A 13,067-nucleotide genomic window follows, 5' to 3' on the forward strand; every position below is an offset into this window, starting at 1 on the left:
ACGCTTGAACGCGGCGCGCCGCGGCCCGCTACGTTGCGTGAGTCCTGTTCAACGCGGACAGTGCACGCGCCATCGCATAAGCAGCGTGGATCGCACATTCGAATGAGTCGTCGTCGGCGAGGCACCTGCCGTCGAGCGCGATGCGCCAGCGTCCGCCGTCGTACTCGCAGGCGAGACGCCGGTCGCCCATCAAATCCGCATACCAGCGCTCGACCCTCGTCTTTGCGAGAGCGCTCGCCTGCGCATGGCGCGTGGGCATGTCGTGGCGTCGTGTGATATCGATCATCGGAGACCTCGGTTCTTTTGCGTGATCCGGGAAGCCGGAAAGGGGCATCACGTCCAGTATTTCGCGTCGTCGACCGTCCGGCAGAAGCCGCTCACGCAAGCCGGCGAACGGTGCCTTGCCGGCTCATCGCGTCTTCCGTCGCGTCGGACATATCCCGACATGGAGATGCGCCGGTTTCCCGGCGGCTCTGCTGTTGCGGGCTCAGGCGAGTCGGTGCTGTCCAGTGCAAACCGTTCGAGCGGCAACTGCGTGTCGCGGCCGAGGTCACTGAACGTCTGCTGATATCCCGGCCCGCTCATCGCGCTCCACGCGACAACCGCAACGCATGCGGACACCGCCAGAGTCCCGGTTCGAAACCATCGTGATTTCATCGCATGCATGATGTGCTCTCCGGGTCTATGGCCAGGGCCGCGCAACGTGAGCGGCGGGTCGGTTTCGCGGCCATATGGGCCACAATGACCTCAGCATAGAAGAGTCGGCGGCGCCGGACTATTCTACGAACGAATCGGGGCGCTACCGGCGCGCATGACGGCGCTATACGAAAGTGTGATGCCGCGCCCGGACGCCGTTTTCCGGGGCTCGTCCGATGCGCCGCCCGAGCACGCCTTCTTCGAGGCATCCGCGCCGCGGGGCGCCTGCGCAAGGCGGCCGACACCATATCTTCGGATACTGGTTTCGCATCGCCGCCCTGTCTACGATGGCTCTGACGATGCTGGTGGTGCCCGTGAGCGGCTGAAACGCGCAAAAGGAAGGATGCGCGGGCAGCCCTGTGCGCACGGCCTGCGACCGGATACGCCTGCGTGCGGGCATGTGATGACAATGACATCTGCTGCATCGAGGTGACGCGCACGAACGGCCTCGCTTATATCGCGCCCGATGGTTCCTGATGGCACTGCGGCGCAACTGGAGTTTTGGCAGCTATGAGCCTTATATCGATCGTGGACGATGACGCCTCAGTGCGAAGCGGTATCGAGAATCTGCTGAAGGCCGTGGGGTACGCGACCATGTCGTTTGCATCAGGAGAGGAGTTCCTCGCCTCTCCGCACGTCGACGATGCGTTGTGCGTGTTGCTCGATCTGAGAATGCGGGGCATGCAGGGCCTCGAAGTGCAGCGGCAGCTGAACGCGGAGCACAGGCGCATCCCGGTGGTATTCATCTCGGCGCACGCCGACGACAACACCGTCGAGCGTGCGCTCCAGCATGGCGCGATTGGTTTCGTGCGCAAGCCGTTTGCGGAAGACAAGCTGCTCTGCCTGATCGAGCTTGCGATTGGACGCAATGCGTAGCCGAACGCGGGCACTTTCCTGTCATTTTTTCGTAATGACTGAGTAACCGCCTCGTTGCAGCCCGCTCCGTAGACTGGCATCACGTTGTACCCAAAACCGTTCACGTGATGTCCTTTCAAGGAGTTGCCATGCGTTTTCCCAAGCTTCGCGCCGCCGCAGCACACGCCGCCGCCGCCCTGTGCCTTTTCACCGCCGCCGCGGCGCCTGCCTTCGCAGCACCGGTGAAGAACATCGTGCTGGTCCACGGCGCCTTTGTGGATGGAGGAGGGTGGCGCCCCGTCTATGACATTCTCACGAAGGACGGCTACAAGGTCACGCTCGTGCAGGAGCCGCTGACGTCGTTCGGCGAAGACGTCACCGCCACGAAGCGGGTGCTGGCTACCCTCGACGGCCCGTGCGTTCTGGTGGGCCACAGCTATGGTGGCGCGATCATCACGGAAGCGGGCAACGACGATCACGTGAAGTCGCTCGTCTACATCGCCGCGCATGCACTCGACGTCGGCGAAACCGAAGCGAGCAATGGCAAGAAGTATCCGAACTCGACGAAGGCCGTCGTGAAGACGCCGGACAACTTCCTGTATCTGAATCCCGCCGACTATCCGTCCGACTTTGCCGCCGACCTGCCGCGCGCACAGGCGGAATTCGAGGCCCACGCGCAGATGCCGACCTCCGCGTCCGTGTTCACCGCGCAGATCCCCGATCCGGCATGGAAGACCAAGCCGAGCTGGTATATGGTCGCGAAGGCGGACAAGATCATCAATCCGGACCTCGAGCGCATGTACGCGGCGCGCGCACACTCGCATACGGTGGAAATTGACGGCGCGAGTCACTCGGTGTATGAATCACATCCGCAGGAAGTGGCCGCGCTGATCGAACAGGCGGCACAACAGTCGGGCCAATAACGGCGGGTCCTGCGCCGCGATGCATCGGCTCGTGACCGGGAGTCGGCCCTTGCCGGGCAACTTCCCGGACACGAGGTGTCCAGGCGAAACTGTGACGATACGGCGATATGAGAATCCTGGTCATCGAAGACGAAGCAAAGACAGGTGAATACCTGCACAACGGCTTGACGGAAGCGGGTTATGTCGTCGACGTGGCCGCCAACGGCATCGACGGTTTGCATCTGGCGAATGAAATGCAATATGACCTGATTCTGCTCGATGTGATGATGCCGGAGATGAATGGCTGGACCGTCATGCAGAAGCTGGGCGCGCGCAGCAAGACGCCGGTGTTGTTTCTCAGCGCGCGCGGCACGCTCGAAGACAGGCTGAAGGGTCTCGACCTGGGCGCCGACGACTACCTCGTCAAGCCGTTTTCGTTCGCCGAACTGCTCGCGCGCATCCGCATCATTCTGCGCCGGGGGCAGCCGCAGACACAGGACGAGGTGCTGGAAGCAGGCGATCTGCGCATCGACGTCCCCAAGCGGCGCGTCGAACGCGGCGGCACGCGCATCACGCTCACCAACAAGGAGTTCAATCTCCTGCTGTTCTTCGTGCAGCATCAGGGGCAGGTGCTGTCCCGCGCGCTCATTGCGTCGCGTGTGTGGGACATGAATTTCGACAGCGACAGCAACGTCGTGGATGTCGCGGTGCGCCGGTTGCGGCAGAAGATCGACGATCCATTCGCTGTGCGCCTGATCCATACGGTGCACGGCGTCGGCTACCGCTGCGAGCACGAAGCATGAAGCGAGTCTCGCTCACCACGCGCCTCGCGCTGCTGTTCGCGCTGCTCGCGTTCAGCGCGATGGCGATTGTCGGCTTCGCGCTGTATCGCAAGCTCGAAGCGCAACTGGTCGTGCGCGACGACGGGGCGCTCGTCACGCGGGTCGACCAGATCCGCACGCTGATGCAGGACATGGACGTGCGCGATCTGATTCGCGAGAAGCCGCATCTGTTCGGCAACATGCTCGGCAATGCCGAGTCGCTGCTGGTGTTGCGCGTGGCGGGCGAAGCGCCGCTCATCGTGGTGAATCCGGGTGGCAGGGCCGTGCCCGACGTGAAGCCCGTTCCGGCGGACGCTGCGCTTTCGCTCGATGCCGTTCATCACACGGTAACGAGCGACGGCACGCCGTTCATCTACGTTGCCGCCGACGCGCACAGCGTGGCCGGGCAGAGCGGCGTGCAGATCATCTCCGGCCGTCTGATGACCGAGCGTACGCGCATGCTGAACGACTATCGCAATCAGATACTGCTCTTTGCGACGACCGCGGCGCTCCTTGCCGCGCTGCTCGCCTACGGCCTCGCGCGACGCGGCATGGGTCCGCTGAAGCGGCTCGCGGCGCAGACCGCATCGATCGGCATGGGCAGTCTATCCACGCGCATCGAGGGACGCAATGCGCCGCCCGAGCTGGACGCGCTGATCGCCGCGCTCAACGGCATGCTAGACAGGCTCGAACGAGGCTTCACGCAGTTGAAGCAGGTCTCCGCCGACATGGCGCACGATCTGCGCACGCCGATCGGCAACTTGCTCGGGCTGACCGAGGTCGGACTGAATCAGCCGCGCGACATCGCGTATTACCAGCGGCTTCTCGGTTCCAATTACGAGGAACTGCAACGCATGTCGAAGATGATCGACAACATGCTGTTCCTCGCGCGGGCCGAGCATGCGGACAACGCCATCGAGCGCAAGGAAGTGCCGCTTGCGGACGAGTTCGAGCGCATGGCCGAGTATTTCGAAGGGCTTGCCGACGAGCGCGGCATTTGCATCGAATGGCACGGTGAGGGCCGCGTCTGGGCCGACCCGCTGCTGCTTCGCCGGGCGCTCGCCAATCTTCTTGCGAATGCCGTGCGCTATGCCGAGAAGGACACCGTGATTTCGACCGTGGCCGAGCAAACGAGTGACGGCACGAGTATCCATGTCGAGAATCGCGGACCGACGATCGAGCCGCATCAGCTCGAGCGGCTCTTCGATCGATTCTATCGGGCGGATGCGTCGCGGCAGCGGTCCTCCGAGTCGAGCGGACTTGGGCTTTCGATCGTACGCAGCATCATGATGCTGCACGGCGGAACCTGGCATGCGTCCAGCCGCGAAGGGCTGACGCGCTTTACCCTGATGTTCCCGAGCCGGGACAGTTGAATGCCAGGGTCCGCGTGGATGAAATCGCGTGCCCTGTCGTCACTGCATTACGAATGCGCGTAGATCGGGCCAAGTCCGATGACGTCCGACTCCGTCGCGCGAGTCGCGTCCGAGCGCGAACCCGATGCCGAGTCGTTCGTCGCGGCGCCGCCATACGATGCGGCCGAACCGTTCTGCGCATTGATGCGGCTCAGCGCGGCCTCGATGTTCTTCGGGTACTGCGTGTGGTCGCTTGACGGGTTGTAGCCGGCCTTCTCGAGCTGGACCAGTTCCGCGCGCACGTCGGCGCGGGTCAGCGGTTCGCTCGACTGCGCGAACGAGAGGGCGGGAACGGCAACGAGTGCTGCGACGAAAAGGGATTGAACGAGTTTCATGAGTTTTCTCCTGGGAGCCGGGGTTTTCATAAGGTCAGGGATTCGGGCGGGCCGCGAGGTTCTCGAAGCATGAAAGCCTTCACGTCTCGACCGAATCAAGCGCACTGTTTTGATCAACCTTGCGTTAGAGATATTTGAACCCGCCGACGTATCTGGCTTGTTTCCTCGAACCCCCTTAAATGCAAGCGTGTTTGTCTGAGCGCGCCATAGATACATTTCTGTACAAAAGTCATGACCGGGCGTCAGAGCGTGCGGGACGCGTGCGGGCGGGCTTAGCGGGGTAGCGGGCGATCCACAGATGAGCCACATCGCCGCGGCCGGCGGTGACGTACGTCAGGGACGCGTGCAGAAGATGGCGCGTTTTTCGGGGGGCCAGACGACAACAATCGTGGAAAGCCGCCAGCGGGCATGTTTGCCCGTTGGGGTAAGGAGAAGCGCGAGACTACGGTGCGAAACGGGTGAAGACGTAGTCGTGGTTCTTCACACGTGCCTGATGACACGCGAAGCACGTCTCATGCTGCGCCCGATCAACGGGTTGCCCATTGATGAAACGGCCAAAGCCCCAGCCACCCGTCGATGCATATTTGCGCGAGTCCTTCACCATGACCTGCACGGTGGTGGCCTGTCCGGGAACGGTCGCGGATTCGAACTCCGTGGACTGCTTGCGCTGATAGGCGAGCTTGACCAGTATCGTTCCGTCGGGAAACGGCAGCGTCGAGCGCTCGATTGCCTTCATTGCCACGGGGTTCCCGAGCACGGCGCGAAGCTCGTCGAGGGGCGGGCCTTCTTCCGCGGGCGCGATCATCTCCCACTTCCGATAGCCCTCTGGCACGGTGACGCCATAGATCGGCGATGCCGGGGATTTCCCCGCATCCGCCAGAGCGTGGGCGGGCAGCACCGACATTAGAAGAGCCACTTCGACGATCGCGCGCGCAGTCCGAATTCCTTGCATTTGCCACCCCTTTAGGGTCGTGTCGACAGGTGTCGTTGCTCCCGACACGTGATTGCAACTTAACACGGAGCGCTCCACAGGTCGCGAACCCGTGTGCGTAGGCCGGGGCGCAACTTCGGGCGCCTCGGCCGCTCGTGCGTCATCAAAGGCGAGTCACCGCGATGACCGCGTCGGCGAATGCTTTAGGCGCCTCTTGCGGAAGGTTGTGTCCGATACCGGTGCCGATGTTTCGATGCTGATACTTGCCCGTGAACTTCTTCGCGTACGCGGCCGGATCGGGATGAGGCGCGCCATTGGCATCGCCTTCGAGCGTGATGGTCGGGACAGAGATGGTCGGTGCCGTCGCCAGACGCTTTTCGAGTTCGTCATACTGCGGCTCGCCCTGGGCCAGTCCGAGGCGCCAGCGGTAGTTGTGGATGACGACAGCGACGTGGTCCGGATTGTTGAACGACTCGGCGGAGCGGTCATAAGTCGCATCGTCGAAGTTCCATTTCGGAGACGCGAGCTGCCAGATCAGCTTGTTGAAGGCGTTGCGGTTGGCTTCATAGCCCGCACGGCCACGCTCCGTGGCGAAGTAGAACTGGTACCACCATGCCAGCTCGGCCTTCGGGGGAAGCGGTGTCTTGTTGGCTTCCTGGCTTCCGATCAGATAGCCACTGACCGAAACCATGGCCTTGCATCGTTCCGGCCAGAGCGCAGCCATGATATTGACGGTTCGCGCACCCCAGTCGAAGCCGCCCAGCACGGCCTTGTCGATTTTCAACGCGTCCATCAACGCAATGATGTCGACGGCGACGACAGCTTGCTGCCCATTGCGGGGCGTATCCGCGGACAGGAACCGCGTCGAGCCATAGCCCCGCAGGTACGGCACGATGACCCGGTATCCGGCGGAGGCAAGCAACGGGGTCACTTCAGCGAAGCTGTAGATATCGTAGGGCCAGCCGTGCAGCAGGATCACGACCGGTCCATTTCGAGGCCCCGCTTCCGCATAACCGATGCTGAGTGATCCCGCGTTGACCTGGCGAATGTTGTCGAACGATGCAACACGCGTTGCCGCATTGGGCTTGTTCGAAGTCTCGCCCGACTGCGCGTGGGCGAGTCCGCTCAGTCCCAGCTCCATCATGCTGATGCCAGCAAGCGTCGTCCCAAGCAGGCGACGACGTCGAGCGTTGATTTGATCCGGCATGGCTGTTTCTCCTTTGATATGAGCCAAACAAGAGCAATGCGGGTTCAGTATGCTCTTGACGAGATGGGTGTCGGGACTGCACGCGTCGCCGCGGATACTTCATGGTGGCAGCGCGGAACCCTGCGAGCAAGAGCAACTAAGTGCACATATCGTTGCCATCAGGGCAACGCAAGTGGCGAGTTGGAGTGGCTGGGCTGCCGCATCGTTCGTAAAGGAGTTGCAAGCGGGAGGTGCGCTAATCGGGCGTCGCGCTTCCCAGCTTCAAAAAATGCATCAGCTCGCCGACAATCGCTTCGGGAGCGTCTTCCTGCATCAGATGCCCCGAGCCGGAAACCCGCGCGAAACGCGCCCCGGGAATCATCGCCGCCAGTTCCGGGCCCCGATCGACGGGAATCCACTGATCTTCGTCGCCCCACAGGATGGAAACCGGACAGCGAAGCTTGCCGTAATGCGGCTGGACTTCGTCGGTGTAGCGCTGGTCCATCTGGGCAATCTGCCGATAGAACGCCGCCTGCCCAGGCTCTCCCGTCCACGGCGACGCGTAAATGCGCAGTACATCTTCCGCGAGTGTCCGGTGCGCGGCGCCCTGCAGATATGCGTGGATCATCGCCTCGTGAATGTAGGCGGGCACGCCTGCGAACGCGGCCTCATGGGCGCGCACATGGCGCACGAACGGGGAACCCCAGGGGGCGATCGCCACCGGGTCGATCAGCAGCAACGATCGATACTCGCATTGGTCCAGCAGGGCTGCCCTGAGCGCCGTGGCGCCGCCGAAATCATGGGCAACCACGTCAGGCTTATCGATCTGCCAGTGCTCGAGCAACGCTGCAAGCACGCGATTCTGAACGCCCAGTGAAACATCCTGGTCCGCACGCTGCTCGGACATTCCATAGCCCAGAAGATCGAAGTAAAAGACCCGGCGGAAGCGAGCGGCAACCGGCGCAATGCGTCGCCAGACCTGTGAGGAAAACGGCGTTCCGTGTATCAGCACCATCGGCTTGCCCGAGCCGATTGCACCGTAGCGTACTGACTGACCCTCGAATTCAAACGAGTGCGCGAGGGATAACGCGCCCTGACATGCCGGCTGTGATTGCAAAGAAGTATTTGTCATGACTCACCTTGCGCATTGGGTTTCAACGAATCTATACTAACCTTCAATTTGCTTCAAGGAGGTTATGTTGACCGAGGGGATGAAGGCAGATGTACGGGCGGACGCAGGCGTCGGCGGGCACGTTGTTCTTGACTTCGTGAATACATGCGGCGGGGCTGGCAAGGAGCGGGACAGCGAGCAACTGGTCGATTGGCGGGACGCTTTGGGCTGGGCTGGCGCGAACGGTCTTCTTGGCGCGTCTGATCGCCGGCACATCGAGAAGGCACGGTTACATGCCGGGCATGGCACGTCCGACATCCTGAGCGACCTGAGGGCAATGCGAGAGGCCATGCATGCGGTGTTTTCTGCGATCGCAGGGGGTGCGCCGCCTTCGGAGGCACCTCTGCGGCGGCTGGAAGGCCATATTCTCAAGGCGATGAGGCACGCTCACCTGCACGTTGACGGGCAAGCACCGGTGCGCTGGACGGTACGCCCCGAGAAGGCCGGCACCGCGCTCATTAGGGACAGGCTTGCTATCGCTGCGAGCGAACTGCTTGCTCAACCGATGCTTTCGAATGTCCGGGAGTGTGGCGCATGCTCGTGGCTGTTCCTCGATCAATCGCGAAGCAAGTCGCGTCGATGGTGCTCGATGGCTACGTGCGGAAATCGTGTCAAGGCGCAACGCCACTACCATGCGGTCAGATCGACAGATTGACGGACAGTACGCACGGGCATGACCGACCCGGAAGATCGGTAACGTTCGCAGCTCGTGGCAGCAGCAAAGCTTGCCACATCACGCACCGGGTAAAAGCGACCGGGCCTGCCCGAGCAGCGCGAACGACGCGGCGAACTGGTTGCGCCCCGCCAGGTCGAGTGCGGCCTGTGCGGTCAGCACGAACAGTTCGTCGTTGGACGTTGCGACAGCGTTCGAGCCCGGTCCACCATGGTCGTATCGGCGAAAGAGCGCCAGCAACTGGAACGCGTCGAACCGGCAGTCCTCTGGGCCGGTGTTGGCCAGAATCTCGGCGGCTGCACGCAGTTGTCGAATGGCCGCATGGAATTCGGTGCGTTCCATGGCATGTGTCTCCTGATGAGTCGTGGTCGCCGGTTTCAAGTCTAGGCGCACGTCCCGAGCGGCACCAGCTTCGCTCGCGCCTGGCGTGCCCGTCCTATGCGCCGCGTCGTCGCTGTCTGGCGGCGACGATAGATTTCAAATTCGTAATTGAAGCGTCAGCATTGCGCCAGACGCGCTGGCACACAATGAGGCTACCTGATCGTCATCCGACAGACGAGATGGATCGAGGCTTCATTCCAGCGAGTGAGGCCAACTGAAACTGACAGAGAGGTAAACCATCATGAAATCGATCGTTTGCATTGCCGCTGTGCTTGCTCTCGCATCGCCCCTTACGACGTTCGCGCAAGGCACGAATCAGCAGGTCACTCGTGCGCAGGTGAAGGCTGAGCTGGTCCAGCTGGAAAGTGTCGGCTATCAGCCGAACACGAACGACCTGCACTATCCGCGCGACATTCAGGCGGCGGAAGCAAAGGTTGACCAACTGCCTTCTGCGCGCGAGTCCTACGGCGGAGCAGCAGAGGGCACGACCGCCAGCTCGCCGCGTGTACAGGCCGGTGTCGAGGGGCACTCGATCTATTTTGGTCACTGAGCAATGCGAGTCATGACGCGCCAGTCGTGCGGTCAGCGGGCCGAGACCCCGTTGCATCACGAGCGCATGGAAGCGCGCTTTCGCAGATGGGCGCAACGCTCACGCCAGCACGCGTTGCGCGTCACCGCTGGCTTGCAGCCGCAAACGTGACGCTTACCCGCAAGCCGTGCGGCAGCGCATCTCCGAGTTCGACCGTGGCGCCGATGCGCGCGGCAATCGTCCCGACAATCGACAGCCCGAGACCGGAGCCCTCCTCGTCGCTGCCGAGCACGCGATAAAACGGGTCGAAAACGCGCTCGCGCTCGTCCCAGGGTATGCCGGGACCCGTGTCGTCCAGTTGAACCTGCACGCGTTCGCCGGTCTCGCGTACCGCCAGGTCGATGCGCCCTCCGGCAGGCGTGTAGCGAACGGCGTTATCGACGAGGTTCCTGATCAGGATTCGCAGATCCATCTCCGGCACGCGAACGAGGGCATCGACCTCGCTCACCACGCCGAGATCGATCCGCTTCGCCTCGGCGAGCGGCATCAGTTCTTCCAGGACCTGGCGAAAGACACGCTGCATCGAAACGTCCATCCACTGTGCGTTGCCTTGATCCTGTACCCGCGCAAGCGTGAGCAGCTGGTCCAGCAGCGCCCGCGTTCGCGCGAGCCCGCGCCGCAGGGAACCGAGCCGGTCGCGCGCCTGCGACGACATTTCCGAAGCCGCAAGGCGCTCGGCCTGCAACGAAAGCGCGGTGACCGGCGAGCGCAGTTCATGCGCAGCATCTGCGACAAAGCGGCGCTGCAACGCGACCGACTGTGCGACACGCGCGAGCAGCCGGTTGATCGCCACGACGAACGGCACGATTTCAGTTGGAAGTGCCGCGCCGGAAAGCTCGGAAAAATCGTTGTCGGTGCGTGTGTCGAGATCGCGTGCCAGCGTCGTAAGCGGTCTGAACATGCGCCGCACCACGAAGCCGAGCACGAGGAGCAGCACCGGCACGAGGATCACGAGTGGCATGGTCGTTGCAAGCGCGCTGTTGCGCGCAATCTCGTCGCGCCCGAGGGTGGGCTGGCCGACGACCACGCGCGTGTCCCCATCCAGCGTCTTCACGAATATGCGCCACGACATGCCTTCGACGGTCGCGTTCTGGATGCCGTCCGGGAGATTGATGGCAAGCGCGAGCGGAGTTCGCTCGCTCAGCGACTGCACGATGAGCTTCGATTCGCGGTCGGCGCCCGGCACGTTTTCCAGTGCCGCGAGTTCCATGACGGGCAGGCTGCGGTGCGTGACGAGCGCGGCGACCTGTTTCAACTGTCCGTCCTGCAGTTCGTTCGCCTCGTGCAAGGCGGTCTCGAACGCGACGATTCCGGCAATCATCGCAATGCCGGCCACGAGCACCGCGAACCAGGCGGAGAGCTTGAGCTGAAGCGAGTGCGTCATCTTTGCTTGGACACCATCCAGCCCACGCCGCGCACGTTCCTGATCGCTTCGCTGCCGAGCTTCTTGCGCAGCGAATAGATGATGAACTCCACCGCATTGCTTTCCACTTCCTCGTTCCATCCATAGATGCGGTCTTCGAGTTCCGTGCGCGACAGGATGGCGCCGGGACGGATCATCAGCGCGTGGAGCAGCGAGAATTCGCGACTGGAAAGCCGTATCGCATGGCCGTCGATACTCGCTTCCCGCGTGGCCGGATCGAGCGACACGATGCCGTTGGTCAGCACCGGCGACGCCTGCCCGCCACGCCGCCGCATCACCGCACGCATTCGCGCGAGGAGCTCCGACATCTCGAAGGGTTTGAGCACGTAGTCGTCGGCGCCGCCGTCGAGGCCGCGAATCCGCTCCTCCACGGCGTCGCGCGCCGTGATCACGACCACCGGCACCGCGTGTCCCGCCGCGCGAACGTTGAGCAGCACATCGAAGCCGTCCTTCTTCGGCAAGCCCAGATCGAGCAGCACGACGTCGTAAAGCTGCGTCTCGATGCTCGCGAGCGCCATCTGGCCGTCGCGGGCCCAGTCGACGGCGTAGCTCGCATCCTTGAGCGCGACTTCAACCTCTTCGCCGATCATTCGGTCGTCTTCGACCAGCAATACCCTCATCACGCCGCTCCGCATTTTCATGATCGCAACGCTTGCCCTGAGTTAACCGGCATCATTGCACAACGGTCAATTGTGCCGAAATTTGCGGTGCAGGAGGGAATTGCCGCACTGTGCGCCGGCAAAGGCAATGTGAGATTCATCGTGATACCCAGCCACGGCGGATGAGCGGCGCAAACAGCGGGCGATAGACGGCCATGGCCGCGCGCACGACCGGCATGGCGAACCACGTCCCGCAGCGCGCCGAGAGGAATGCGCTGACCACGGCCACGAGCGCTGCACCGGCGATGTCGAACGGGAAGTGCACACCGAGGTAGACACGGGCCCATGCAACCGGCACGCCGAGCAGCGCGAGCCGGGCTCCCGTCGCGCGCGTTGCGCAATGCATCGACAGGCTGAAGGCGACGGCCCACAGGAGGGTCAGATGATCGCTGGGAAACGAAGCGTCGGCGGCATGGGAGAGGAGCGTTCTTCCAAGACCGATCATGAAGGGCCGCGGATGCGGCCACAGCGTGCCGATCACCTGCGCCGCGAAGAGCGCTACAAGGGCCGATGCGCTCGCTTCGATCAGCGAGGGTCGCGTTGCGTCATCGCCTCGCAGCCAGCCGGCGACCAGCGTCAGCGGCACGAGCCAGATCGCGTAGTTGGCAAAGAGCAGGGCGATCATGACGACGGCGGGGTTCGGATTGGCCGATGCGTCGATCAGCAGGAAGAGGGACTGGTTCAGGGTTTCCATGACGCGGCTGGGGGGGACGATCCCTGACGGTAATACGGCAGACTTAGCTGGCCCCGAGGACAAGTGCTGCGGACATCGCCGGTTGAATATGCCGTAAGCAAGGGGGTGCGGGTGGGCAAGGGCAGGGCAGCGTTGTTGTTCAACCGTTTGCAAGGGCGTGGCCTCGCACTTGTGGCGAACGGCTTGCGGACCGTCGAGCGCACAGCATGCACTCGCACCATTCGGATCGCCGGGCCTTGTTCTTTCGACGAGACGTAATGCCGGCGTAACGAAGGGGAAAGCAAGTGCAGTTTCCTCATAACGCACGTGACGTGATCGCACCTGCCGCCGGTCTTCATA

General features: G+C 62.9%; 15 protein-coding genes. 6 read left to right on the forward strand and 9 right to left on the reverse strand.

Going from position 1 to position 13,067, the window contains the following annotated elements; genetic code table 11:
- Window positions 1-28 precede the first annotated feature (28 nt).
- On the reverse strand, window positions 29-286 hold the full coding sequence (locus BG61_RS14250) for a hypothetical protein (RefSeq protein ID WP_035934559.1): 258 nt from the start codon (window positions 284-286) through the stop codon (window positions 29-31).
- A 920-nt stretch (window positions 287-1,206) separates the two neighbouring features.
- Here BG61_RS14250 and BG61_RS14255 point away from each other — a divergent pair.
- The 4 genes from BG61_RS14255 to BG61_RS14270 all read left to right on the forward strand — a co-directional run bounded on the left by BG61_RS14255 (window position 1,207) and on the right by BG61_RS14270 (window position 4,647).
- Complete coding sequence (locus tag BG61_RS14255; RefSeq protein ID WP_035934560.1) at window positions 1,207-1,572, forward strand: response regulator transcription factor; 366 nt, start codon at window positions 1,207-1,209, stop codon at window positions 1,570-1,572.
- A 128-nt stretch (window positions 1,573-1,700) separates the two neighbouring features.
- Window positions 1,701-2,474 (forward strand): alpha/beta hydrolase, encoded by a 774-nt coding sequence (locus tag BG61_RS14260; RefSeq protein ID WP_035934561.1) that lies wholly within the window; start codon window positions 1,701-1,703, stop codon window positions 2,472-2,474.
- A 107-nt stretch (window positions 2,475-2,581) separates the two neighbouring features.
- Window positions 2,582-3,256: a heavy metal response regulator transcription factor gene (locus BG61_RS14265; RefSeq protein WP_035934563.1), complete on the forward strand. Its 675-nt coding sequence runs from the start codon at window positions 2,582-2,584 to the stop codon at window positions 3,254-3,256.
- On the forward strand, window positions 3,253-4,647 hold the full coding sequence (locus BG61_RS14270; protein ID WP_035934564.1) for a heavy metal sensor histidine kinase: 1,395 nt from the start codon (window positions 3,253-3,255) through the stop codon (window positions 4,645-4,647). The genes BG61_RS14265 and BG61_RS14270 overlap by 4 nt, the downstream gene beginning before the upstream one ends.
- Before the next feature lie 47 nt (window positions 4,648-4,694).
- Here BG61_RS14270 and BG61_RS14275 read toward each other — a convergent pair whose 3' ends face one another.
- The 4 genes from BG61_RS14275 to BG61_RS14290 all read right to left on the reverse strand — a co-directional run bounded on the left by BG61_RS14275 (window position 4,695) and on the right by BG61_RS14290 (window position 8,270).
- On the reverse strand, window positions 4,695-5,021 hold the full coding sequence (locus BG61_RS14275; protein WP_035934565.1) for a DUF4148 domain-containing protein: 327 nt from the start codon (window positions 5,019-5,021) through the stop codon (window positions 4,695-4,697).
- Window positions 5,022-5,463: 442 nt separating this feature from the next.
- Window positions 5,464-5,973, reverse strand: a complete 510-nt coding sequence (locus BG61_RS14280) for a cytochrome P460 family protein (RefSeq protein WP_035934566.1) — start codon at window positions 5,971-5,973, stop codon at window positions 5,464-5,466.
- Between the two features lie 142 nt (window positions 5,974-6,115).
- Complete coding sequence (locus tag BG61_RS14285; protein ID WP_035934567.1) at window positions 6,116-7,159, reverse strand: alpha/beta fold hydrolase; 1,044 nt, start codon at window positions 7,157-7,159, stop codon at window positions 6,116-6,118.
- A 235-nt stretch (window positions 7,160-7,394) separates the two neighbouring features.
- Complete coding sequence (locus BG61_RS14290; protein WP_051672514.1) at window positions 7,395-8,270, reverse strand: alpha/beta fold hydrolase; 876 nt, start codon at window positions 8,268-8,270, stop codon at window positions 7,395-7,397.
- A 64-nt stretch (window positions 8,271-8,334) separates the two neighbouring features.
- On the opposite strand from BG61_RS14290, the gene BG61_RS14295 reads away from it, so the two are divergent.
- Window positions 8,335-8,964, forward strand: coding sequence for a CGNR zinc finger domain-containing protein (locus BG61_RS14295; protein ID WP_035934570.1), 630 nt, complete (start codon window positions 8,335-8,337; stop codon window positions 8,962-8,964).
- Between the two features lie 78 nt (window positions 8,965-9,042).
- Here BG61_RS14295 and BG61_RS14300 read toward each other — a convergent pair whose 3' ends face one another.
- Window positions 9,043-9,324, reverse strand: coding sequence for a hypothetical protein (locus BG61_RS14300; RefSeq protein ID WP_035934571.1), 282 nt, complete (start codon window positions 9,322-9,324; stop codon window positions 9,043-9,045).
- 280 nt (window positions 9,325-9,604) lie between these two features.
- Here BG61_RS14300 and BG61_RS14305 point away from each other — a divergent pair, with 280 nt between their 5' ends.
- The gene (locus BG61_RS14305; protein ID WP_035934572.1) at window positions 9,605-9,913 is read left to right on the forward strand and encodes a DUF4148 domain-containing protein; all 309 of its coding nucleotides are present in this window, start codon (window positions 9,605-9,607) and stop codon (window positions 9,911-9,913) included.
- Between the two features lie 121 nt (window positions 9,914-10,034).
- Here BG61_RS14305 and BG61_RS14310 read toward each other — a convergent pair whose 3' ends face one another.
- The 3 genes from BG61_RS14310 to BG61_RS14320 all read right to left on the reverse strand — a co-directional run bounded on the left by BG61_RS14310 (window position 10,035) and on the right by BG61_RS14320 (window position 12,728).
- The gene (locus BG61_RS14310; protein ID WP_035934573.1) at window positions 10,035-11,336 is read right to left on the reverse strand and encodes an ATP-binding protein; all 1,302 of its coding nucleotides are present in this window, start codon (window positions 11,334-11,336) and stop codon (window positions 10,035-10,037) included.
- On the reverse strand, window positions 11,333-11,995 hold the full coding sequence (locus BG61_RS14315) for a response regulator transcription factor (RefSeq protein ID WP_035934654.1): 663 nt from the start codon (window positions 11,993-11,995) through the stop codon (window positions 11,333-11,335). Before BG61_RS14315 ends, BG61_RS14310 begins: the two co-directional genes overlap by 4 nt.
- Before the next feature lie 136 nt (window positions 11,996-12,131).
- Window positions 12,132-12,728: an undecaprenyl-diphosphatase gene (locus BG61_RS14320; protein WP_035934574.1), complete on the reverse strand. Its 597-nt coding sequence runs from the start codon at window positions 12,726-12,728 to the stop codon at window positions 12,132-12,134.
- Window positions 12,729-13,067 lie beyond the last annotated feature (339 nt).

Source organism: Caballeronia glathei (genome assembly GCF_000698595.1).
GTDB classification, from domain to species: domain Bacteria; phylum Pseudomonadota; class Gammaproteobacteria; order Burkholderiales; family Burkholderiaceae; genus Caballeronia; species Caballeronia glathei.